Consider the following 22547-nt stretch of genomic DNA (forward strand, 5'->3'; position numbering starts at 1 on the left):
CGCGACAAAGCCGGTGCGCCAACAGAGGAGTTACCAAAAATGTCCAGCCCCGTCTTCCGCGGCCTTGCCGTCGCGGCCCTTGCCGCCGCGATCCCGGCGCTGCCGCTCGCCGCGCAGGAGCTGCGGATCGGTTTTGCATCCGAACCATCCTCGGCCGATCCGCATTTCCACAATGTCGGCCCCAACAACCAAATGCGCCGTAATCTCTTCGAATCGCTCGTCGGCACGGACGAGGCGCAGCAACTTCTGCCGCTTCTGGCGACAAGCTGGGAACCGATCAGCGACACCGCCTGGCAGTTCAACCTGCGTCAGGACGTGACCTTTTCGGACGGATCGCCCTTTGATGCCCATGACGTGGTCTACACCGTCTGCCGCATCCCCGGCGTGCCGGATTCGCCCTCGCTCTTCACCACCTATACCGGCGGCATCGTCGACATGGAGGTGCCCGATCCCCATACCCTGATCGTGCACAGCGCCGAACCCTATCCGCTGATGCCGACCGAGTTTTCGACCTTCGGGATCATCTCTGCGCGCGCCAATGGCGTCGACGGCGCGGCAATCGAGTTCAGCCCCGACGGCTGCGGCGACCTGAACTATCCCGGGACGCAGGCCTTCAACGACGGCTCAGCCGCGATCGGCACGGGCCCCTTCCTGATGGAAAGCTTCCGCCGCGGCGAAGGCATCACGCTGGTGCGCAACCCCGATTACTGGGGCGAGCCCGCGGCCTGGGAAAGGGTGACCATGCTGCCGCTGACCTCGGCCGGGCCGCGTGTGGCCGCGCTCATCGCGGGCGACGTGGACCTGATCGAGAACCCGCCGCTGCAGGATCTGGAACGCCTGCGGTCCGATGACAGCCTGCGCGTGGTGCAGGGCATTTCCAACCGGGTGATCTACATCCATCTCGACCACGAACAGGTGCCTTCGCCGATGATCACCGGCACCGATGGCGTGAACCCGCTGCAAGACATCCGGGTGCGTGAGGCCCTCAGCATCGCCGTCAACCGCGACGCCATCGTGGAGCGTATCATGGGCGGCGTGGCCGTGTCGGCGGGCGAATTGCTGCCCCCGGGCATGTTTGGCGCGCATGAAGAGGGCGACCTGCCGCCGCAGGCCTTCGATGCGGAACGGGCGCAGGCTCTGTTGGCCGAAGCGGGCTATCCGAACGGGTTCGGTATCACGCTGGGCACCCCCAACGACCGCTACATCAACGACGCGCAGGTCTCTCAGGCTGTGGCGCAGATGTGGTCGCGGATCGGCGTGACGACCGAAATCGACGCCTCCACCGCCTCAACGTTCTTCTCGCGGCGGAACGCGCAGGAATTTTCGGCCTATCTTGCGGGCTGGGGTGCGGGCACGGGCGAGATGTCCTCGCCGCTCCGCGCGCTGCTGGCGACGCGCAACCCCGACACAGGCATGGGCGGCACCAATGCCGGGCGCTATGCCAACCCCGAGATGGACGCCATCTTGATGGAGGCGCTGCGCACCGTGGATGACGCCGCGCGCGAGCAACTGCTGCGTGACGCGTCGCGGATGGCGATGGAAGATTTCGCCATCATCCCTCTGCACTACGAGGTCAGCCCCTGGGCGATGGTCGCCACCGTGGACTACACCCCGCGCGCCGACCAGTACACCTTGCCCTATGACGTGCGCCCGGCACAGTAAGCGCTGAAAACCCTGTGCCCCGCGGGCCCCATCGCCCGCGGGGCACACCCTTTCGCCCTTCGCCTCACCCTTCGACACCGGGATGCACTGACGATGCTGGTTTTCCTGCTGCGACGCCTTGCGCAATCCGTCTTCGTGCTGATCGCGATGATGATCGTCGTGTTTTTCGGCGTCTACATGGTTGGCAACCCGGTCGACATCCTGATTTCGCCCGATGCCACGCCGCGCGAGATCGAAGAGACGATGGCGCGTTTCGGCTTTGACCAGCCGGTGCATATCCAGTTCCTGAGCTTTGTCGGCAACGCGCTGCAAGGCGATCTGGGCCGCAGCTTCGTGCATGGCGAAAGCGCCGTCTCGCTGATCCTGTCCTACATGCCCGCGACGCTGGAACTGGCGCTTTTGGGCCTGATCTTTTCGGTCCTGATCGGCGTGCCGCTGGGCGTCTATGCCGGCTACAAGGCCGACCGCTGGCAAGGCCGCGCGATCATGACCGGGTCGATCTTCGGCTTTTCGCTGCCCAACTTCTGGGTCGGCATGCTGTTCATCCTGATCTTTGCTGTAGAACTGCGCTGGTTGCCCTCCACGGGCCGTGGCGACACCGTCGAGGTGCTGGGCCTGCGCCTGTCGATCTTCACCGCCGATGGCTTGAGCCACATGATCCTGCCTGCCCTCACGCTTGCGCTCTACAAGGCGTCGCTGGTGACACGGCTGGCGCGCGCGGGCACGCAAGAGGCCTTGATGCAAGATTACGTCAAATTCGCCCGCGCCAAGGGCCTGTCGGAAACACGCATCCTTGTCGTGCATGTGCTGAAAAACATCATGATCCCGATCATCACCGTTCTGGGGCTGGAGCTTGGGTCGATGATCGCCTTCGCGGTTGTCACTGAAACCGTCTTCGCCTGGCCGGGCATGGGCAAGCTTTTGATCGACAGTATCCTGACGCTCGACCGGCCGGTGATCGTCGCCTACCTGATGCTGACGGTCATCATCTTCATCGTCATCAACCTGATCGTCGACGTGATCTACACGCTGCTCGATCCCCGTGTCCGGGTGAAGGGGGAAGCGGCATGAGCGTGACCGATCAACCCGTTGCAACCGCCATCGCCGTCGATCCCGGCAAACGCTGGCGCATCGCGCGGACCGTGGCGGGCGTGGCCGTTCTGGGCGCTCTGGCGCTGCTGTTCAGCGGGTTCGGCGTGGCCTCTTTCGCGGTGCGGGTCGTGCTGCTGGTCGGGCTGGTCGTTCTGGCCGCAGGCCTGTTGCAAGGCCGGATGCACAAGTTCTTTTCCAGCCCTTCCGCCTATGTCGCCACGGCCTGCCTGCTGCTGCTTGTGATTTTGGCGATTTTTGCCACCGAGATTTCGCCGCAGAACCCCTATGACCTGCGCCAACTCGACATCATGGATGGCCGCCAACCGCCGGGATCGACCAATTTCAGCGGCACGATGACCTATCACCTCGGCACCGACGAACAGGGGCGCGATATCTGGTCGGGCATCTTGTATGGGCTGCGCGTCTCGCTGTCGGTGTCCATCGTCGCCACGCTGATCGCCATGGCCATCGGGGTCGTCGTCGGAATTTACGCCGCATGGGCCGGCGGGCGGATCGAGGCGGTTCTGATGCGGATCGTCGATTTCCAGCTGTCCTTCCCCTCGATCCTTGTGGCGCTGATGCTGATGGCGGCCTTTGGGCGCGGCCTCGACAAGATCGTGATCGCGCTCGTCATCGTGCAATGGGCCTATTACGCCCGCACCGTGCGCGGCACCGCCCTGTCGGAGACGCGCAAGGAATACATCGATGCCGCGCGCGGTCTGGGCCTGCCCGATTGGCGGATCGTCTTCGGGCATTTGTTGCCCAACTGCATCCCGCCCTTGATCGTGATTTCCACTGTGCAGGTGGCCAACACCATTGTGCTGGAAAGCTCGCTGTCGTTTCTGGGCGTCGGCGTGCCGATCACCCAGCCCTCGCTCGGTCTGCTGATCGCCAATGGCTATGACTACATGCTGTCGGGCCAATACTGGATGAGCATGTATCCCGGCGTGGCCCTGCTGGCCATCGTCGCCTCGATCAACATGGTCGGCGACCGGCTGCGCGACACCCTGAACCCGAGGTTGACCCGATGAGCGTTCTGGATGTGCGCGATTTGCAAACGCATTTCTTCACCGATGCGGGCGTGGTCAAGGCGGTGGATGGCGTCAGCTTCTCGCTCGACGCGGGCGAAGTTCTGGGGCTGGTCGGCGAAAGCGGCTCGGGGAAATCCGTCACCGGGTTCTCCATCCTGCGCTTGGTCGATCCACCGGGGCGCGTGGTCGGCGGGCAGATCAACTTCAAGGGTCAGGATCTTGCGACGCTTTCGGCCCGCGAGATGCGGAGCTTGCGCGGCAACCGCATCGCGATGATCTTTCAGGACCCGATGATGACGCTGAACCCGGTGCTGCGGATCGAGACGCAGATGGTCGAGGCCGTCCGCGCCCATGACCGCGTCAGCCATGCCGCCGCGCGCGACCGCGCCATCAGGGCATTGTCCAAGGTCGGCATCCCCTCGCCCGCCGAACGGCTGGCCGCCTATCCGCACCAGTTTTCCGGCGGCATGCGCCAGCGCGTCGCCATCGCCATCGCATTGCTCAATGGCCCCGATCTGATCGTCGCCGATGAGCCGACAACCGCGCTGGACGTCACGATTCAGAGCCAGATCCTGGCCGAGGTTCAGGAACTGGCGCGCGAGACCGGCACGGCGCTGATCTGGATTACCCATGATCTGGCCGTGGTGGCAGGATTGGCCGACAAAATCTCCGTCATGTATGCAGGGCGGATCGTGGAAACCGGCCCGACCGATGCGGTGCTGACCGCGCCGGGGCACCCCTATACGGAGGGGCTCTTGGGCTCGATCCCCGGCCATGGGCGGCGGGGCGAGCGGTTGACGCAGATCCCCGGCATGGCGCCCAACATGGCGCGCCTGCCGCAAGGCTGCGCCTTTGCGCCGCGCTGCCCGCGCGTGAGCGATATCTGCCGCAAAGACGCGCCCGTGATCACCGACATCGGGCCGGGGCGCGGCTTGCGCTGTCACCATCCCACCTTGGCGGCGGAGGGTGTGGCATGACCGCGATGCTTGAGCTTGATGGCGTTTCCCGCCGGTTCGAAAAGAAGCTCGACGGGGTCGAACGCTTCGCCCGCCGTCTGGGTGCCGATCTGAAAGAGACCTGCGTCAACGCCGTCGACAGCGCCAGTTTCAGCATCGCGCGTGGCGAAGTGGTGGGACTGGTGGGCGAGTCGGGCTGCGGCAAGTCCACGCTGGGGCGCATGGTGGCGGGGCTTTTGCCGGTGTCGGATGGAACGATCCGGTTCGAAGGCACCGACGTGACCGATGCCAAAAGCGCACAGGCCCGCGACAAGCGGCTGCGCATCCAGATGATCTTTCAAGACCCGATGTCGTCGCTGAACCCGCGCATGAAGGTGGCCGATATCGTGGGCGAGGCTGCGGTCTATCACGGCCTGACCACGCGGGCCGGGGTGACGGGCTATGTCGATGCGCTGCTGGCCAAGGTCGGGCTCGATCCGGCCTTTGCGCATCGCTACCCGCACCAGATGTCGGGCGGCCAGCGTCAGCGCATCGGCATCGCCCGAGCGCTGGCGGTGCAGCCCGAATTCCTGATCTGCGACGAAAGCATCGCGGCGCTCGACGTGTCGATCCAGGCGCAGGTCATCAACCTGTTCCAGGACCTGCGGCGCGAGCTGGATCTGACCTATCTGTTCATCAGCCATGATCTGGGTGTGGTCGAACATATCGCCGACCGCGTGGTGGTGATGTATCTGGGCCGCGTCGTCGAGATTGCCCCGACCGAAGCGCTGTTCGATGCCCCCCGCCATCCCTACACCCAAGCGCTTCTCGATCAGGTGCCGCGTCTGGGCGCGGGGCGTCAGACCTTCCGCACGGTGAAGGGGGAAATCCCCTCGCCGCTCAACCCGCCGCCGGGCTGCCATTTTCACCCGCGCTGCCCGATGGCCGGCCCCCGCTGCTCGCGCGAAGTGCCGCGCACCATATCCCAAGGCGGCCATACCACCGCCTGCCACCTGCATGACGGGGGAACCGCATGAGAGAAACCATTGCCGGCGTCCTGAGCGTTGCGGGCGCGGACAGCCAGCGCCTGCCGCTGATCTTTGACAGCCCGCATTCCGGCACCGATTACCCCGAGGATTTCGGCCACATCGCCGACCCCTCGATCTTGCGCAATGCCGAGGATACGCATGTGGCCGACCTTTGGGCCGGGGCGGTGAATGCGGGGGCGCTGCTGCTCGAGGCGCATTTCCCCCGTTCCTACATCGACGCCAACCGCGCCCCCGACGACATGGACCCCGACCAGATCGACGGCGCCTATCCCGGCACGCTCAACCCAACGGTCAAAAGCCAGCTTGGCATCGGCCTGTGCTGGACCCGCGTGCCCCCCGAGGGAGGCCCGATGTATGACCGCCGCCTGACCGCCGATCAGGTTGCCGCCCGCATTGCGCGCTACCACCGCCCCTATCAATCGCGGCTACGCCAGCTTCTCGATGAGGCCCATGGCCGTTGGGGCGGGGTCTGGCACGTCAACTGCCATTCCATGCAGGAAGTGGCCTCTGCCATGTCGACGCAGGATCGCGGCACGCCACGGCCAGATTTCGTGCTGGGTGACCGGGATGGTGCCGCCTGCGAGGCGGGTTTTACCGAAACCGTGCGGGCCTTTCTGACCGCGCGGGGCTATTCGGTCGCCGTCAACGACCCTTACAAGGGGATGGAATTGATCCGCGCCAATGGCGACCCGGCCAACGCCCGCCACTCGATGCAGATCGAGGTCAACCGCAAGCTCTACATGGATGAGACGACGCGGGTGCCCAATGCCGGCTACGCGGACCTCAAGGCCTGTTTCACGGCACTCGCCGCGCATCTGGCAGATCACGTCGAAGCCCGGCTCGAAAGGACACCCGCACAATGACCCAATCGCGCAAAGGATCGGCCACCGGGCTGCCCAACCCGTTTCCGGTGGAACTGACGCCGCCCGACATCAGCGCCTATGCCAAGGGCACGGACGGCATCCCCTATATCTGGACCTTCGACAGCGGCCTGCCCGGCCCACATGTGGCGATCACCGCCATCGTGCATGGCAATGAGCCCTGTGGCGCGCTGACGCTGGATTGGCTGATGCGCCACGAGGCGCGCCCCGTTCAGGGCAAGCTCTCGCTCGCCTTCATGAATGTCGCCGCGCACGAAGCCTTTGACCCGGCCGTGCCTGACGCCTCGCGCTGGATCGACGAGGATCTCAACCGCCTCTGGTCGCCCGCCATGCTGGACGATGCCGACAAGCCCTTGACCGAGGAATTGCGCCGTGCGCGTGAGGTGCGGCCATGGCTCGACACGGTCGACATGCTGCTCGATATCCATTCGATGCAGAACCGCAACGCCCCCCTGACCATCGCGGGGCTTTTGCCAAAGGGCCGCGATCTGGCGCGCGGCGTGGGCTACCCCGATCTGGTCATCAATGACCACGGCCATGCCGAAGGGATGCGGATGCGCGATTATGGCGGGTTCTCGGACCCGGCATCGTCGCGCAACGCCATGCTGGTCGAATGCGGCCAGCATTGGGAGGCGGCGGCCGAGGCCGTGGCGATGGAAACCGCCATCCGCTTCTTGCGGTCGACAGGCGCCGTGGCCCCCGATTACGCCGCCGACTGGATGGCCGACCGCCCCGCGCCCGATCCGATACAGTTCTTTCAGGTCTCGCGCGCTGTCACCATCGAAACCGACGAGTTCCGCTTTGCCGAGAACTGGACCGGTCTGGAACGTCTGCCAGAGGGCACGTTGATCGGCCATGACGGCGCAACCGAGATCCGTGCGCCGCATCCGGTGACGGTTCTCATCATGCCCTCGCGGCGCTTGTGGCGCGGCAAGACGGCGGTGCGTCTGGCTGAACCCGTTACAGCCTGACGCCACGCGACGATGCGATCGCTGGGCTGAGGCAGAGCGAAGCACCGAAGCAAAAGGCCGCGCCGGGCGTCAGGTCTGGGTCAGGGTCTGCACCATGGCGCGCGCGCCACGTGCGCACAGCCCCTCGGTCGCTACGGTCAGCGCCTGTGACAGGCGCGGGTCACGGGCGAGGGCGGGGGCAAAGACCTTGTCGATGGCGAGAAAGGCGGCCACGCGACCACCGGCGCTGTCTGACCCGGCCCACGCAGCGGCGAGGCGCGGGGCCAGCGGATCGCGGACATCGATCGTGCCCCCCGCCTCGTCGGTGCCGCCCGTGTAGCGGAACCAGGCCGCAACGACGAGCGCGAGACCGGCGATCGGCCGGTTGGCGGCAAGCTGGTCAGCCACGGCGCCGAGCAGGCGCTGCGGCAGTTTCTGGCTGCCGTCCATGGCGATCTGCCATGTCCTGTGGCGAATGGCGGGGTTGGCGTAGCGTTCCAGCAGGGCGTCACAATAGGCAGGCAGATCCTCGCCCTCGGGTTGGGGCACGGTGGGAAGGATCTCATGGTGCCACAGGTGTCGGCAAAGCGCCGCGAAGGGTGGGTCGGCGACGCTGGCGGCGATGGTCTCGTGCCCGGCCAGATAGCCCAGATAGGCCAGCGCGGAATGGGTCCCGTTCAGGCAGCGCAGCTTCATCGTCTCGAAAGGGGCCACGTCGCGGACCAATTGCGCGCCCGCCAGATCCCACGCGGGGCGCGCGCCGCCAACGAAATCATCCTCGATCACCCATTGGCGAAAGGGTTCATGCACCACGCAGGCCGGGTCGTGATATCCTGTCGCGGCGGCCAGAGCCGCGACATCGGCGGGCGTGGTCGCAGGGGTGATGCGGTCCACCATGGTGGCGGGGAAGCGGCCGTTTATGGCGATCCAGTCGGCAAGCGTCGCGTCACGGGCGCGCGCCATCTCGAGCACGACGGCGCGCACAAGCTGACCGTTGTGAGGAAGGTTGTCGCAGGACATGACCGTGAAGGGGGCAAGGCCTGCGGAGCGACGGCGGGCCAGCGCCTCGACCAAAAAGCCCGGTGCCGTGATCGGGTTTCCCGGCGTGGCCAGATCGGCGAGAATGCCCGGATGATCGAGCCGTAGCCGCCCGGTGGCGGGTTCATGGCAATAGCCCTTCTCGGTCACGGTCAGCGAGACGATGCGCACCTCTGGCGCAGACATGGCATCCAGCACAGCCTGCGGGTTCTCGGGCGCGACCAGCACTTGCGCGACCGCGCCGATCACCCGATGAGACGGTCCATCGGGCGCCAGCGTAACCGAAGTATAGGCACAGCCTTGCGGCGCCAGTTGGTCGCGCACCGAGGCGCTGTTGAGCGAGACGGCGCAGATGCCCCAGTCGCCGCCTGCCGCCGCTACCGCGTCCTCGGTATAGGTGGCGTTGAAGGCGCGGAAAAACGCGCCGGGTCCAAGGTGGACCATGCCGACACGGGGCGCGGGTGTCTGGCGCGTCAGGCGCGGTTCAACGGGCAAGCAAGCCTCCATCGGCTTTGGCAACGGTAGATGCGACATGGCGCCGGCGAGCGAAGCGGGTCTTTAAAATCTTGTATATGATCTGCGGCACACTGGCGAATTCGATGAGGACGCCGGATCGCATCAGCCGGAAGCTCGGACCCTGCATGTCCCCGGTAGCGGCCAGCCCGGTTTTGAATGCAGATACGGTCATTGCTCCCCTCGATTTCGGTTCACAGGCGATAGGCCTCTTTTGCCAGCCGATGGGTGAGGTCATGCGCGACCTCGAACGCCTCGGCCTCCCTCAAACGGCCCGTGCCGACGAGAGTGGCCAGATAGGCACAATCGGACCGTCGCGCCACGTCATGGCGGGCGGGGATCGAACAGAAGGCACGGGTGTCGTCGTTGAAACCGGCGGTGTTGTAAAAGCCGCAGGTTTCCGTCGTCAGCTCACGGTAGCGCCGGATGCCCTCGTAGCTGTCGAAGAACCACCATGGGGGGCCGAGCCGCAGGGCGGGATAAGCCCCCGCCAGCGGCGCAAGCTCGCGGCCATAGGTGGTTTCGTCCAGTGTGAACAGGATGACGGTCAACTCGCGTTCCATGCCGACGGCATCAAGCAGCGGCTTGAGGTTGCCCACGAAATCCGTGCGGCGGGGGATATCGAAGCCCATGTCGCGGCCATGGGCCTCAAGGACCGTGCGGGAATGGTTGCGCCATGACCCGGGGTGGATCTGCAGCGTCATCCCATCCTCGAGGCTCATCCTGGCCATCTCGGTCAACATCTGCCCGCGGAACGCTTCGGCCTCCTCCGCCGTGCAGGTGCCGCGCAGCGCTTTGTCGAAGAGCGCCGCGGCATCGGCCTGTTCGAGATTCTCCGTGCGCGCAGTCGGGTGGCCGTGATCGGTCGCCGTTGCCCCATGCGCACGGAAGAACGCCCGCCGCGCCCGGTGCGCGTTCAGGTATCCGGGCCATGTGTGGGCATTCTCGCCGGTCGTCTCGCCCAGCCGGGCGATGTTGTCCGCAAAGCCTTCGAACTCCGGGTCAACCACGGCATCGGGCCGGTAGGTGGTGATGACCCGGCCGTGCCAGCCGCTTTCGGCAATCATCTTGTGCCACCGCAGATCGTCGAGCGCGCCTTCAGTCGTGGCCAGTGCCTCGATCCCGAACCGTTCGAACAGCGCACGGGGGCGAAACTCGGGCCGGGCAAGGCAATCTTCTATACGATCGTAAACCACATCGGCATTGGCGGGCGTCAGCGGGTCGGTCAAGCCAAAGACATGCTCAAAGGAATGGTCCAGCCACATCGCCGATGGCGTACCGCGGAACAGGTGGATGCCGGCGGCAAACCTGCGCCAGATCGCGCGCGGGTCGGCCTCGACCGGGCCACCGTCGCTGCGCGAAACCCCCAGCTCGGGCAAGGTCGCGCCTTGGCTCACGAGCATGCGAAACACGTAATGATCGGGCACGACGAACAGTTCGGCCGGATTGGGAAACCGGGCGTTCTCGGCGAACCAGCGCGGATCACAATGGCCGTGCGGGCTGAGAATAGGCAGGTCGGCAACGCTGAGGTAAAGCGCGCGGGCGAGGTCACGCAGGCGCGGCTCGGGGGGAAACAGTCGGTCGGGATCGGTCAGCGCCATCGGCCTTGGTCCACTGAAATCGGGGCTCGATGTATCGGTATTCTGTTATGTTAGTTGTTGAAAGCGGGGATTTCCGCTAGAGCCGAGGCCATCATGTGCGGCAAGGAATGGACTCAAGACGAGGCTCATGCCGCTTGTGCAGGCCCCGTCCCCATGGGGCCTGCGCGGTGCCTGTTGCTGTCTTTCAACCACGGCGCAGACCATGTGGGCATTCTCCGCGCGCCGGACGCAGTCGCGGCGCCTCTCGCCCTAGGGTATCTCGATCGTCACCTGAGCAAGCTGCGTGCAAACCTGCCCCGGATCCACGCCGCCCGCCCCGACCATTTGGAAGAGAATTTGCGATGACGCGCCTGCTTTGCATCGGTGAGTGCATGCTCGAACTGGCCCCCGCTGAGGCACCCGAGACCTTTCGGGCGGGCTTTGCGGGCGACACGTTCAACACCGCGTGGTACGCCCGCCGTCTTGCGCCGGCGGGGCTGGAGGTCGCCTACATGACCGCCGTCGGGCAGGACACGGTGTCCGAGCGGCTGGAGGTCTTTACCCGCGCCGCAGGGATCGTGCCGGACTTTATCCGGCGGCCCGATCGCACATTGGGTCTGTACATGATCGAATTGACGGAAGGTGAACGCAGCTTTGCCTACTGGCGCGGCCAGTCGGCTGCGCGCACGCTGGCCGATGATCTGGACGACCTGCCGGGGATCGGGCCGGGCGACATGGTCTACCTGTCGGGCATCACCTTGGCGATCTTGCCCGAGGCGGGGCGCGCACGCCTGCTGGCGGCGTTGGACCGGGCGCGGGCTGAGGGTGTGCGTGTCGCCTTCGACCCGAACCTGCGCCCACGGCTCTGGCCCTCGGCGGATGTGATGCGCGCGGTGGTGATGGAGGGCGCGCGCCGGGCCGATATCGCCCTGCCCTCCTTCGATGACGAGGCCACATGGTTCGGCGACAGCGATATCGCGGCCACCGCCGACCGTTATGCGACGGCCGGGGCGCGCATGATCGCGGTCAAGGACGGACCGAGGCCCGTCCTGCTGCGGACGCCGGATGGTGCGGCTTGGGTTGCCCCCCGGCCCGTGGACCAGATCGTCGATAGCACGGCGGCTGGCGATGCCTTCAACGCCGGTTTCCTGATCGGACTGGAGGCGGGACTGCCCCCGACCGAAGCCGTGCAGCAGGGCTGTGACATTGCCGCCAAGGTCGTTGCCCGACGCGGGGCGCTTGCCGACATCTGAGCCGCCGCTATCGCGCGGGCGACATCAATCGTTCATCCGGCTTACCGGCAACAACTGGAAAAACCGGAAGATCGAACGGCCGGGTTTCCGCAGAGAAATCAGCACGTGTGTGTTCGAGTGCGCTCAGTGTCCCGACGTCCCTCCAGTAGGGGGCCGGACCAGTAGCCGGTTCCATGAAACAATACACGCTGACCTCGCCCCGGGTGACCGCGGCGGGAAGAACATCATGTCCGAAATCGAGCGGCCGATTTGGGTCGTCCGGACGGTCGCACCCGAGCACATTACGTAGCCACAGCCAGTCGAAAACGTATATCCCCATGCTGATGAGGGCGCGATCTGGATCCCCGTACATCGCTGGCGGCTCTGCCGGTTTTTCCAGAAATCTACGGGCATGGCATGGCCCTTCCGTCTCGAAGACGCCAAAACCGCTCGCATCGGAGCGCGGCACTGGCAAGGCGGCGACAGTGACCGGCAATCCGACCGCGCGATGTGCCGCGATCATCTTGCGGTAGTCCATGTCATAGACGTGATCGCCCGCAAGAACCAGCAGCTCGCGGGTGCCGGCCGCCTCAAGCTCGGGCGCGTTGCAGGCCACCGCATGGGCCGTGCCACGGTAACCATCGGGCGCGGCCAGCCGGTTTCCGTCCCGGTAGACAAGACCTTGAGAGAACCCGGCCCGCCAGTTGCATTCGAGATGGGCAACAAGGGTTGCGGGATGCCATTGCGTGCAAACGAGCATCGACGAGATGTTCGACCGATAGGCATTGTGCATCGCAAAGTCGACGATCAGCCGCCCCTCGGCGAAAGGGACCGCCGGTTTTGCTTCGGTTCGGGTCAGCGGACCGAGCCGCGTACCCTTGCCGCCGGCCAGAAGCACAGCGACCAGCCCGTCCGGGCCGGCCGCTATTGTGTCGTTGGGTTCAGGTTTGGACACGGACAGACCAGCCTATTGCCGCGCGTCGATCATCTTGATCAAGGTCGAAGCCAGAAGATGGGCATGTCCCCCGGTCCGCGCGGTGACGAGATCGCCATCGACGACCACATCCTCGTCAACAAACTCGGCACCGTAGGCAATCGCGTCCCCGTGCAGGTTCGGATGGCAGGTGAGGCGGCGACCGCGCACCACCTCGACCACCGGTGCCGCAAGCCAGAGCCCATGGCAGATGATGCCCTTGAGTAGGTTGGGCTTGGCAAAAGCGCGCTTGAGCAGATCGGAGGCGGGCGGGATACGGGTAAGGTCGTCGGTATAGCGCAAGCGGTCCGATACAATGCCCGAGGGGACAATCAGGGCCGCGTAGTCATCCAGCGCCTTGTCGTCCAGCGCCTCGAGGTCGCCGCGGCACTCGAATGGGGCATGATACTCATGCCCCTTGAAGGTAATGGCTTCGTTGCCCCAGAGGCGCGTCACGAATTGTGCATCGTAGCCGGCCTCGAGAAAGCGATAGTGATAGTACCAGATCTCGTGTTCGTAGAAGTCGCTTTCGATGAGGATGGCGATCTTGGGCGCAGGCATGGGGACGAACTCCGAAATGGGGCGCAGGAAGGGAAAGCCTGGCGACGCGGAACCGCCAGGCGTCTTGTGCGAAATCAGAGAAGCGTGATCTCTTCGTCGAATTCCGCCGCCTTGATGGCGGCAGTGACGACCGGGTTTGCAGCCGTGATCGAGATCGCGAAGTCACTGCCCGCTTTTTGCTTGCGGAAGATCAGGTAGCGCAGACCTTCCGAGCAGATGCTTTCGAGCTTGGACGCGTCAATCGCGAGACCGGTCGCCCCTTGGCCCATGGCATCATTGACGGCCTCGTCCAGGTACTTGAGGTCGAGCGGCGTCAAATTTCCGATCAGCGCGATATTCCCGATGGCGTCGGTCACCCCGAGCAGATCAGCGTCGAAGCGGATAGAATTGGGCGCCAGCCGGACGCGGACACGGATGTCGTCGTGGCCTGCCGGCAGGTTGACCGTCAGACCCTGCGCGTCAAAGTCCTCGTAGGGATTGCCGTCGATCCAGACCTCGTCGATGCGGACGGAGCCCACAGGCAAGATATCGGGCTGAACCCTCAGCACGCCATCCTTGAAGCCGCCGGACTTTGGCCGGAAGTGGAAATCCATCGGTTCCATGTGGACCAGCAGGTTGGTGTAGACCGAGGCGAGGTAGCACAACTCGAACGAGTGGTAGCCCGCCATGGAGTGACTGCCCTTGCCGCGTTCGGTGCCAAGCGAGTAGGGCTGGCCGTTTGCGAGAACGTTGAAGTAGATCCCGCCTTCCTCGACATCGAGGAAGAACGCGTTGTAGAAGGCCGACCCTTCGCGCGCATACTGCAGGTACTCGTCCTTGCCGAGGACACCGTGAAGGATGAGGTAAGCCAAAATACCTTGTTCTTGCTGCCACCAGGCCTTGCGGTCATGCCAGGCAAAACGGTGGAAGGTCTGGCCGGGTTCCAGAACACGATCGACCACATCATACCACCCGCCGCGCTGCCGGTCGGTGCCATGATCGGGGATCAGGCCTGCGATCTTCTCGGCGAGTTCGACATAGGTGTCTTTCGGGCGCAGGCTGTTCATGCGCATCAGGTTCCACGCGATCTTGAGGTTGTGACCAACCACTGCGCGGTTCTGCTGCCAGCCCCAGGTCTGGTCCTTGGACCAATCGTCGTAGAACTTCTCCTGCACGAAGGCGCTTTCCGCGTAGTCGGGGAAGCGGGTCGCGATCGTGTCGAAGGTGTATTCGAGGAAATCGGCGTGCGCTTCCTCGCCGGTGGCGAGCCACAGGTTGATCAGGTAGGCCGGCGCGTGGTCGCCCACCGAATTCCAGTTCTTCCGGGCGCGGTTATGTCCCAGCGTTTCAGCGTGAGCGTCCAGCGTGATCGGGTCGATGTGGCTGTAGTAGCCCCCCGCCGCGCTGTGGTCCTTGTAGAACCGGTTGAACAGGTTGATCGTGCGGCGCGCGTCCTCGTGGATCGCGGGGTCGCCGGTGATGCGATACGTCTGCACCGGGCCGGCGAGAGCATAGATCTGCTCGTAGCACGGAAGGGCATCGTAGTCGTCGCCAAATTCCGAGGCGAGGATCTTCTGCTCGGTGCCGTCATGCTTGATGTCGACGGCGTGGTACCAGTACACGATGTCCTCGCCCGCATCGGCGAAGCGAAGGTGATCGCGCAGATACTCGGTACCCTTCTGAGCGGCCTCGAGATACACGTCCTTGCCGGTCAGCATGTAGGCCGAGGCAAAGCCGTAGACGAGGCGCGAGATGGTGTCGGTTTCTTGCCGACCGCTCTGCTGGTGGGCACCAGAGGACGACAGGTTGGTGCGGTAGTTGCGGTAGTCGATCGGCCCGTCACCGAATTCCGCGTTGATGTAGAACTTGCCCAGCTGGTCGATCTGCTTGACCCACCAATCCGGCTTTTCGAAATCGTAAGACGTCTCGGAACGCCCGGCAAAGACGATGTGCTTGGCGTCGAACAAGACTTTTGCATCCGGACCGTCGGGATAAAAGACGCCATAGGCGAACACGAACCGTCCAGGCGACAGCATGTCTCTCATGTGGTCGGTGGCATTCTTGAAACCTTCGCCGAGGTTGCGGATCACCTCGGCATAGGTGTTGCCGGTCAGGCCGATCTCGTAATCCCTTCCATCGCTGGTCTTCAGCGTGAAACGATCCGTTTTGGCATCGTACTGGACTACGTATCCGGCAATGAGATCGGAGAACGTGAAGTCGATGTTGTTCATGTTGGCACTCTCTGTTCGCGGTTTATCGGTCATTTCGAGATCAAGACGATGATCGATCGTCCCTCTGCGGTAATTCTCTCGTCCGCGACCAAGGTTTCGGACCCTGGTTTCAGGATGTCGTCGGGCGAAGTCTGGAAGGTGTCGATGGCGCGGTACCAGTTCCGACCAGTCTGGTGGGGCACCGCGAAGGACAGAGCGTCCCAATACATGTTCGCGATCACATGGATGTCCGCGCCGCCGTCAAAGGCAGCAACCGTCCACGAAAGGGCTCGTGATTGCGGATCATCCCAGCCCGGCTTGCCCAATTCGGTGCCGTGCCATGCGATGTCCACCAGTCCGCGTTCGTTCAGCGCCCCGGTGAAGAACCTTCCGCGATGCACGGCGGGATGAGCCTTGCGGAAGGCGATAAGTTCGCTCCAGAAGCGCAACTGACCTGCGTGGCGATCCGGCAGCGACCAATCGAACCAGCCGATCTCGTTGTCCTGGCACCAGGCATTGTTGTTGCCGCCCTGACTGCGCCGCACCTCGTCGCCCATCACGAACATCGGGACACCTTGCGACAACATCAGGAGCGTCGCAAAGTTCTTTACCTGACGATCGCGGAGCGCTTCGACAGCCGGGTCATCGGTCGGACCCTCGACGCCGCAGTTCCAAGACATGTTGTCGTCGACGCCGTCCCGGTTGCCTTCCCCGTTCGCATCGTTGTGCTTGCCGTTGTAGCTGACGAGGTCGTTGAGGGTGAAACCGTCGTGGGCCGTAATGAAGTTCACGCTGTTTACGGGCAGGTGTCCGCTGGACTGATAAAGCTGAGCACTTCCCGAAAGGCAGTCGGCCACGTCACCGACAAGCCCAGCGTGACCGCGCACGAAACGGCGGATGTTGTCACGGTAGACGCCATTCCATTCAGCCCACCGGAAGCCCGGGAAATGGCCCACCTGATAGAGTCCGGCGGCATCCCAAGCTTCGGCGATCACCTTCGTGGTGGCGAGCGCCTCGTCGAGCTCAACCTGCCAGAGCGCCGGCGGAAACTCCATCGGGGCGCCGTTCGGACCGCGCGACAGCACTGAACCTTCGTCGAAGCGGAACCCGTCGACATGCATGTGCTCGACCCAGAACCGAAGGCAATCGAGGATCATCTTCGAGCCGATCGGGTGGTTGCAGTTGAAGGTGTTTCCGCAACCCGTGTAGTCGAAATAGAAATCCCGGTTCTCGGGGACGAGGTAGTAGTAGTTCAGGTTATCGAGGCCACGGAAGCTGAAGGTCGGGCCTTCGTGGTTGCCTTCGTCCGTGTGGTTGAACACGACGTCGAGGATGACCTCTATCCCGGCCTTGTGCAGAGCCTTGACCATTTCGCGGAATTCGTCGAGATGCGCGGCCTCGCCGGGAGCTTCGCAATATCCGGCATGGGGCGCGAAGTAGGCCATGGTCGAATAGCCCCAGTAATTGGCGAGTTTCCGGCTGTCGAATTCCCAGGACTGCTTGTCATCGAACTGGAAGACGGGAAGCAATTCGACAGCGGTGACCCCGAGTGACTGCAGATAGGGGATCTTTTCGATCACCCCCCTGAAGCTGCCCGGTGCCGCAACCTTCGCCCCGTCGGAACGGGTGAAGCCGCCCACGTGCATCTCGTAGATGACCGTGTCCTGCATCGGCCGGTTCAGCGGACGATCGCCTTCCCAGTCATAATCAAGCGGGTCGATGACCACCGAACGCATCGAGCAATGCATGTTGTCGCCGGGCCGGCAGGCGGCCGCGCGATCCCACAGCTTCATGGAATTGCCGAAGGCATAGGGGTCGATCAGGATCTTCTCGGGATCGAAGCGCAACCCTTGGGCGCGCGCATCCGGCCCGGCCACGCGATAGGCGTAGTGCAGCCCCGGCGTCGCGCCCTCGACGAAGACGTGCCAGAAGTGAAACGACTTGTTCGCCTCCGAGGTCATCGGGACGACCTGCATCGGATCAAGTGCATCTTCCGACGCGAAAAGAAGCAGTTCCATCGACAGGGCGTGCTCGGAGAAAATCGAGAAGTTCACACCGTCGGGAAACACGGTCGATCCCAAAGGATGGGGAATGCCCGCACGAACGCTGAACCCGGAAGGTTTGGCGGAAGTCTTTGTCCGGGGAGCTCGGGCGGGTGCGCGCTTGGCGTTGATTTCGACGGTCATTGGCCGCATTTCACTCCGATCAATTCAGGATGGACGTTGCTTTCAAGCAAAACGTCGAGAACGAAGGGCCCGTCATGCGCGAGCGCTCTCTCGATGGCGGGCACGATGTCGGCAGCCGTTTCGATGCGGGCGCTTTCGACGCCAAAGCCCCTCGCGAGATGCGCGAAATCCAGCACGGGTTTCGACAGATCAAAGCTCAGCGGGAACGGGCGGTCCGTGATCCCGCGCTCGGCCCAGAACTGGCTGATATTTGCCTGCAAGAGCCTGTAGGATCGGTTGTTGCAGACCACGAACTTGATCGGAAGATCGTGCCGCGCCGCGCTCCAGAGCGCTTGCAACACATACATGCCGCCACCATCGCCCGAGACGGAGACAACGGTACGCCCCGGCGCCGCCGATTGCAGACCAAGCCCGCCGGCGATCGCCGTGCCCAAAGAGCCGCCGCGCGTCTGAAAGAACTGCCCGGGAACCGAGGGTTCCAAAAAGGAGGTCAACGCCGGAGAGTTCGTCAGGGCTTCGTCGAAGACGATGGCATCGGACGGAAGGCGGGCAACAAGTTCCTTTGCAAATGTCCCGAAATGCAGCGACCCCGGCGTGTCGCCCACGCCTTGGGTGGTGCTGGCGCGGACCGCGTCAAACTCGGCCGTGCGGCGCGTGGCCCCGACCTCCATCCGTTGTGCGGAAATGCGCGCACGTTCCGGGGTAACACGCTTTGCCAGAACGTCGTGCAACGCCGCCAGCACAAGCGCGGGATCGCCCAGCAGACCAAGATCGACCCCATGGTTTTTCGCGATCGAGCCGGTATCGAGGTCGATATGGATCGTGCGGGCGTCGGGCGCGTAGATCGGACCCAGCTCAGGGAATACCTCGGGCAGCATGTAGGTGCCGACGACAAGGTTGACGTCTCCCGACTGGGTGATGGGGAGGCTGTGGCTGCCGAACATGTGGCCGGTCTGACCCCGCCAGAGGGGGTGACGATAGGAGAAGTTCAGATCCCCGCCATCGACGCCCCAGACATCCGCGCCCAGCAATTCGGCCAGCTTTGTAAGAGCGGCCTGCGCGCCGGACCATGCGATACCATCGCCGATGTAGAAGGTCGGGCGCTCGGCCTCCAGAAGCATGTCGGCCGCACGCTCGATCTGCACATCGCGCGGCATGACGCGGCAGTCAGGGACCGACGTCGGCTCGACCATCTCGGTCGAGATCGCGTCCAGCACATCTTGCGGGAGGCAGACATAAACCGGGCCCATAGGCGGGGTCTGCGCCACCTTGATCGCCCGCCGAAGCACGCGCAGCAGCGAAGCGGGATCGCTGACCATCGTGGACCATTTCGTGACGGGTCGTGCGATGGCCACCAGATCGGCGGCCATCTGAGCATCCATCGCCTGATACTTGATGCCGGAATCCCCGCCGAGCACCAGAATGGGGCTGTTGCCCCGCATTGCCTGATACAGGGCACCCACGGCATTGCCGAGGCCGGGGCTGGAATGGATCTGCGCGACCGCAAGCCCCTGGGTCGCCCGGGCATAGGCATCAGCCGCATAGATCGCGATGCTTTCCTGAAGCGTCAGGACGTAGTGCAGTCCGCCCCGGTCGCCAAGCGCGTCCAGCAAGCCCTGTTCGACGGTCCCCGGATTGCCGAAGATCTTCGTTACACCATCGGCCAGAAGCTGGTCGAGGACTGCATAGTGTCCGGTCTGCTGCATACGATTTCTTTCCATGAAGGAGACTTGCTGGAAGAAGGTCGGCGACTGTTACCAGCCGGACCGGGTCACGCCCTTGGTCAGCACATCCACGAAGCGATCGCCAAATTCGTGCGAACACTGCAGCGACCGCGCGGTGATGAACGGATAATCGACGATGACCGAGGTGCGCTTGCCGAAGTTCCCGTGATATTGGCCGGTCGGGCCCACGGCGTCGGACAAGATGTGCTCGAGACAGTAGGGCGGCGGACCCATGTTGAAATCGGTTCCCATGAACCCGGTTCCGTCGTGGTAATCGTACTCGATGCAATGGCCGGTCACGTGCTTGCCAGCGATGATCGATCGCCGCTCGTTGAAGTCGCGGGCGAAGACGAGCGTTGCGACGCCGTAGCAGATGGCGCCGATCGCGCGTCCGCCGGCATGGAACCCAAGCACGAGGTCATGCACACGCTGGTTGTTCACCATGTCCACGATGGGGCCGGACCCACCGACCAGAAGCACGGCGTCATAGGTTTCCAGCGCCTTTTCCTGCGCGGCCTTGCGCGCCTCATAGTAGGCTTCAAGTTCGCGCAGGAAATTCGGATGCGAATAGTAGGGCCGCTCGGGGAACATGGACGACAGGTTCAGGGTCGCCTCAAGCGCGTCCGTAGCCTCGAACGCATCGACAAGGGCTTTGTCCTCGGCCGTAGTCACGCATGTGCCAAGCGGAGGATCGACATAGGTCGTGTCACGGCTGGGCGGCAGGCACGGCGCGCGCGTTCCCTTGGGCGTGACGAAATCGACGGAATAGCCCGCAGCCTCGAGCTTGCGCAGCGGTCCCACGAGTTCGACGCCCCAGTAGCCAAACTCGGACATCACGGCCAGAATGCGCTTTGTAGTCATTTTTTCTCCTATCCCGCAGATGCGGTCATTAAGTCGGTGGCGATCAATCTGACGGGCGGTCAGCCTTTGATCGGATGGCGCTTCAGGAATTCGACGACCGCCTCACCGACGGCTTTGGGGTTCATGCTTTGCAGTCCGTGCGTCGCGCCCGGAATGCCTGCACGCTCCACGTTCGGAAGCCAGCGCATCAAGAAGTCCTGCGTTTCTCGGAAGCCGGGCATCGCCGCCTCGCTTTGCAGGCCCATGCAGGCAAGCACCGGAACGGTGGTCTTGTTCGGCGCATAGTCATCGGCCTTGCTGGGCACGAACCCCCAGCCTGCGATCGCCGGAAAGTCGATCTCGAAGGTGGTCTGCATCGCAGCAGCGGCGCGATCCCACACATCGAGGGGGCCGGTCATCTGAACAGCAGACAGGAAATCGGGGCCGCAGACGGCTTCCATGTATTTGAGCCCGGCGCCCAGCTTGTCACCCGCCCGGTACAGCTCCATCGCGTCCATGTAGGCGCGCGTGTTCGCCTCGATTGCGGCTGCACCTTCGCGCGGAAGATAGGCCTCGAGCAGAACTGCCGACGCGAAGCGGTCAGGGTATTTCAGGATCGCGTCGAACCCGATGACGCCGCCGAAGGAGAAAGCGACCAGATGCGCCTTCGCAATCCCAAGATGGTCCAGAAGGGACACGGCATGCCGTGCGCCATCGGCAATGCTGACGGCACCACCAGAGCAGGTGGAGCCGTTGTAGCCGGCCCGATAGTAGCTGATCACGCGGTGTCTGGCGTAGAATTCCGGGTAATGGCCCAGCGGCGCCGCAAGGCTGTCGGCGAGGCTGGTACCGTGGATCAAGAGAACGGGCTCACCTGCACCGCGATCGAAATATCGCAAGTCCGCATCGCCAAGTGATGCGGTCTTGTCGGGCTCAATGGTGTAATCCTTGTATGGGCCAAGCGCGTGTTGCATTCAGACGTCCTCTGCAAGGATTTCAGCAATCACGCGGTCGATGCCCTCGCGGTCGGCATCGGACAGCGAGAACGTGCCCAGATGCCCACTGTTGCTTTCGATGTGACGGAAGATCGCGTTGGGCATGGCGGCGCAGTCTGCCTCGCCCTCTTCGGGCGGGAACATCGCGTCGCCGGTCAAGGCCGCCACCATTGCCCGCGCCCGGATGCCTGCCAGTGTTACAGCGAGATCGCCGCCCCCCGACGGATCCGCCAATTGCGCCTTGCGCGCCTGAAGCACCAAGTCGTTGGCGTCATGTGGCAGCCAGAAAGCTTCCCAGAACCGGGCAACGAAATCATCTACCGACGAGAACCCGAGGTTGCGCCAAAGCTCCAGCCGATAGAAGACCTTAGGCGGCAATGTCAGCGCCGCAAGGTGACCCACGCGCCGCTTGCCGACCTGCAAGGCCCCCGGGTCGGTGTAGTTTCCCCCGGCCCAGTGCGGGTCCGACGTGAGCGGCTCCTCTATCACCGACCGTAGCCAGAGGCGGGTCCATGCCGAGGGGCGCGGGGCACCGGCGATCGACGCCATGCGCCGCACCATGGCCGGAAAGCGCGTTGCCCATTCATAGGTCTGAAGGGCACCAACCGACCAACCCAGGACGAGCTGAAGTTCCGTGATCCCGAACATCTCGCGCAGCATGCGCTCCTGAATGATCACGTCATCAGAAATCCGTGCCTGCGGGAAGCATGAGCCATTGTATGGCGCGTCCGTGTTTGACGGCGATGACGACGGCGGAATACCAAACTGACCCGGAAGAATTATGAAATACTTCTCAGGATCAAGCGGCCGCCCCTCCCCAATCCAAATCTCCAGAGCTTCGGGAGCCCCCCCGAGAAACCCCGGGAACAAGATGGCGTTTGACTTGTCAGCGTTCAGCTTGCCGTGTGTCCGCACTGCCAATTTGCAATTTGGCAATGTTGCACCACTGGAAAGCTGCATTGAATCGATTGAGAAAATTGCGTCTTGCATCAGCGTAGCCATCCCACCCACATGTTTAAGTATGCACATTGTATTAACGAACTGTCCGCGGATTAACCCGAAATCGTTAAATAAATCAGTTATTTACTAATTATGTCAATGTGTTACGCGATGCTT

General features: G+C 63.7%; 19 protein-coding genes. 8 read left to right on the plus strand and 11 right to left on the minus strand.

Translation table 11 applies throughout. The features are described 5' to 3' along the window. Nucleotides 1–39 precede the first annotated feature (39 nt). The 7 genes from C7455_RS16425 to C7455_RS16455 all read left to right on the plus strand — a co-directional run bounded on the left by C7455_RS16425 (nt 40) and on the right by C7455_RS16455 (nt 7621). Complete coding sequence (locus C7455_RS16425) at nt 40–1662, plus strand: ABC transporter substrate-binding protein (RefSeq protein ID WP_109670070.1); 1623 nt, start codon at nt 40–42, stop codon at nt 1660–1662. 93 nt (nt 1663–1755) lie between these two features. Continuing rightward, entirely contained in the window at nt 1756–2733 is a 978-nt protein-coding gene (locus C7455_RS16430) for an ABC transporter permease (protein ID WP_109670072.1), read from the plus strand. After that, on the plus strand, nt 2730–3785 hold the full coding sequence (locus tag C7455_RS16435) for an ABC transporter permease (RefSeq protein ID WP_245904383.1): 1056 nt from the start codon (nt 2730–2732) through the stop codon (nt 3783–3785). Before C7455_RS16430 ends, C7455_RS16435 begins: the two co-directional genes overlap by 4 nt. Further along, nucleotides 3782–4762 carry an ABC transporter ATP-binding protein gene (locus tag C7455_RS16440; RefSeq protein WP_109670074.1) on the plus strand — a complete coding sequence of 327 codons (981 nt, stop codon included), beginning with the start codon at nt 3782–3784 and terminating at the stop codon, nt 4760–4762. The genes C7455_RS16435 and C7455_RS16440 overlap by 4 nt, the downstream gene beginning before the upstream one ends. Further along, on the plus strand, nt 4759–5757 hold the full coding sequence (locus tag C7455_RS16445; RefSeq protein WP_109670075.1) for an ABC transporter ATP-binding protein: 999 nt from the start codon (nt 4759–4761) through the stop codon (nt 5755–5757). Before C7455_RS16440 ends, C7455_RS16445 begins: the two co-directional genes overlap by 4 nt. Next, nucleotides 5754–6632, plus strand: a complete 879-nt coding sequence (locus C7455_RS16450; protein ID WP_170119111.1) for an N-formylglutamate amidohydrolase — start codon at nt 5754–5756, stop codon at nt 6630–6632. Before C7455_RS16445 ends, C7455_RS16450 begins: the two co-directional genes overlap by 4 nt. Next, complete coding sequence (locus C7455_RS16455) at nt 6629–7621, plus strand: M14 family metallopeptidase (protein ID WP_109670077.1); 993 nt, start codon at nt 6629–6631, stop codon at nt 7619–7621. Before C7455_RS16450 ends, C7455_RS16455 begins: the two co-directional genes overlap by 4 nt. Before the next feature lie 69 nt (nt 7622–7690). On the opposite strand, the gene C7455_RS16460 is transcribed toward C7455_RS16455, so the two are convergent. The 3 genes from C7455_RS16460 to uxaC are packed head-to-tail and all read right to left on the minus strand — an operon-like array spanning nt 7691 to nt 10752. After that, the gene (locus tag C7455_RS16460) at nt 7691–9133 is read right to left on the minus strand and encodes a mannitol dehydrogenase family protein (protein ID WP_425450653.1); all 1443 of its coding nucleotides are present in this window, start codon (nt 9131–9133) and stop codon (nt 7691–7693) included. Further along, entirely contained in the window at nt 9123–9326 is a 204-nt protein-coding gene (locus C7455_RS16465; RefSeq protein ID WP_109670081.1) for a hypothetical protein, read from the minus strand. The genes C7455_RS16460 and C7455_RS16465 overlap by 11 nt, the downstream gene beginning before the upstream one ends. Before the next feature lie 19 nt (nt 9327–9345). Further along, on the minus strand, nt 9346–10752 hold the full coding sequence (gene uxaC, locus C7455_RS16470) for a glucuronate isomerase (RefSeq protein ID WP_109670083.1): 1407 nt from the start codon (nt 10750–10752) through the stop codon (nt 9346–9348). Between the two features lie 341 nt (nt 10753–11093). On the opposite strand from uxaC, the gene C7455_RS16480 reads away from it, so the two are divergent. Next, entirely contained in the window at nt 11094–11984 is an 891-nt protein-coding gene (locus C7455_RS16480; RefSeq protein ID WP_109670086.1) for a sugar kinase, read from the plus strand. 7 nt (nt 11985–11991) lie between these two features. Here C7455_RS16480 and C7455_RS16485 read toward each other — a convergent pair whose 3' ends face one another. The 8 genes from C7455_RS16485 to C7455_RS16520 all read right to left on the minus strand — a co-directional run bounded on the left by C7455_RS16485 (nt 11992) and on the right by C7455_RS16520 (nt 22433). After that, on the minus strand, nt 11992–12918 hold the full coding sequence (locus C7455_RS16485) for a sugar phosphate nucleotidyltransferase (RefSeq protein ID WP_170119112.1): 927 nt from the start codon (nt 12916–12918) through the stop codon (nt 11992–11994). Between the two features lie 12 nt (nt 12919–12930). Further along, entirely contained in the window at nt 12931–13497 is a 567-nt protein-coding gene (locus C7455_RS16490; protein ID WP_109670090.1) for a DJ-1/PfpI family protein, read from the minus strand. A gap of 74 nt (nt 13498–13571) precedes the next feature. Further along, on the minus strand, nt 13572–15707 hold the full coding sequence (locus C7455_RS16495; protein ID WP_109670092.1) for an AGE family epimerase/isomerase: 2136 nt from the start codon (nt 15705–15707) through the stop codon (nt 13572–13574). Nucleotides 15708–15736: 29 nt separating this feature from the next. After that, nucleotides 15737–17872, minus strand: a complete 2136-nt coding sequence (glgX, locus tag C7455_RS16500; RefSeq protein ID WP_109670093.1) for a glycogen debranching protein GlgX — start codon at nt 17870–17872, stop codon at nt 15737–15739. Further along, nucleotides 17869–19578, minus strand: coding sequence for a thiamine pyrophosphate-binding protein (locus tag C7455_RS16505; protein WP_109670095.1), 1710 nt, complete (start codon nt 19576–19578; stop codon nt 17869–17871). Before C7455_RS16505 ends, glgX begins: the two co-directional genes overlap by 4 nt. A 48-nt stretch (nt 19579–19626) precedes the next feature. Then, on the minus strand, nt 19627–20457 hold the full coding sequence (locus C7455_RS16510; protein ID WP_109670097.1) for a type 1 glutamine amidotransferase domain-containing protein: 831 nt from the start codon (nt 20455–20457) through the stop codon (nt 19627–19629). 59 nt (nt 20458–20516) lie between these two features. Next, a complete protein-coding gene (locus C7455_RS16515) occupies nt 20517–21410 on the minus strand; it encodes an alpha/beta fold hydrolase (RefSeq protein WP_109670099.1) in 894 nt (297 codons plus the stop codon). Continuing rightward, nucleotides 21411–22433, minus strand: coding sequence for an alpha/beta fold hydrolase (locus tag C7455_RS16520; RefSeq protein ID WP_109670101.1), 1023 nt, complete (start codon nt 22431–22433; stop codon nt 21411–21413). Nucleotides 22434–22547 lie beyond the last annotated feature (114 nt).

This window comes from Roseicyclus mahoneyensis, assembly GCF_003148775.1.
GTDB lineage: Bacteria > Pseudomonadota > Alphaproteobacteria > Rhodobacterales > Rhodobacteraceae > Roseicyclus > Roseicyclus mahoneyensis.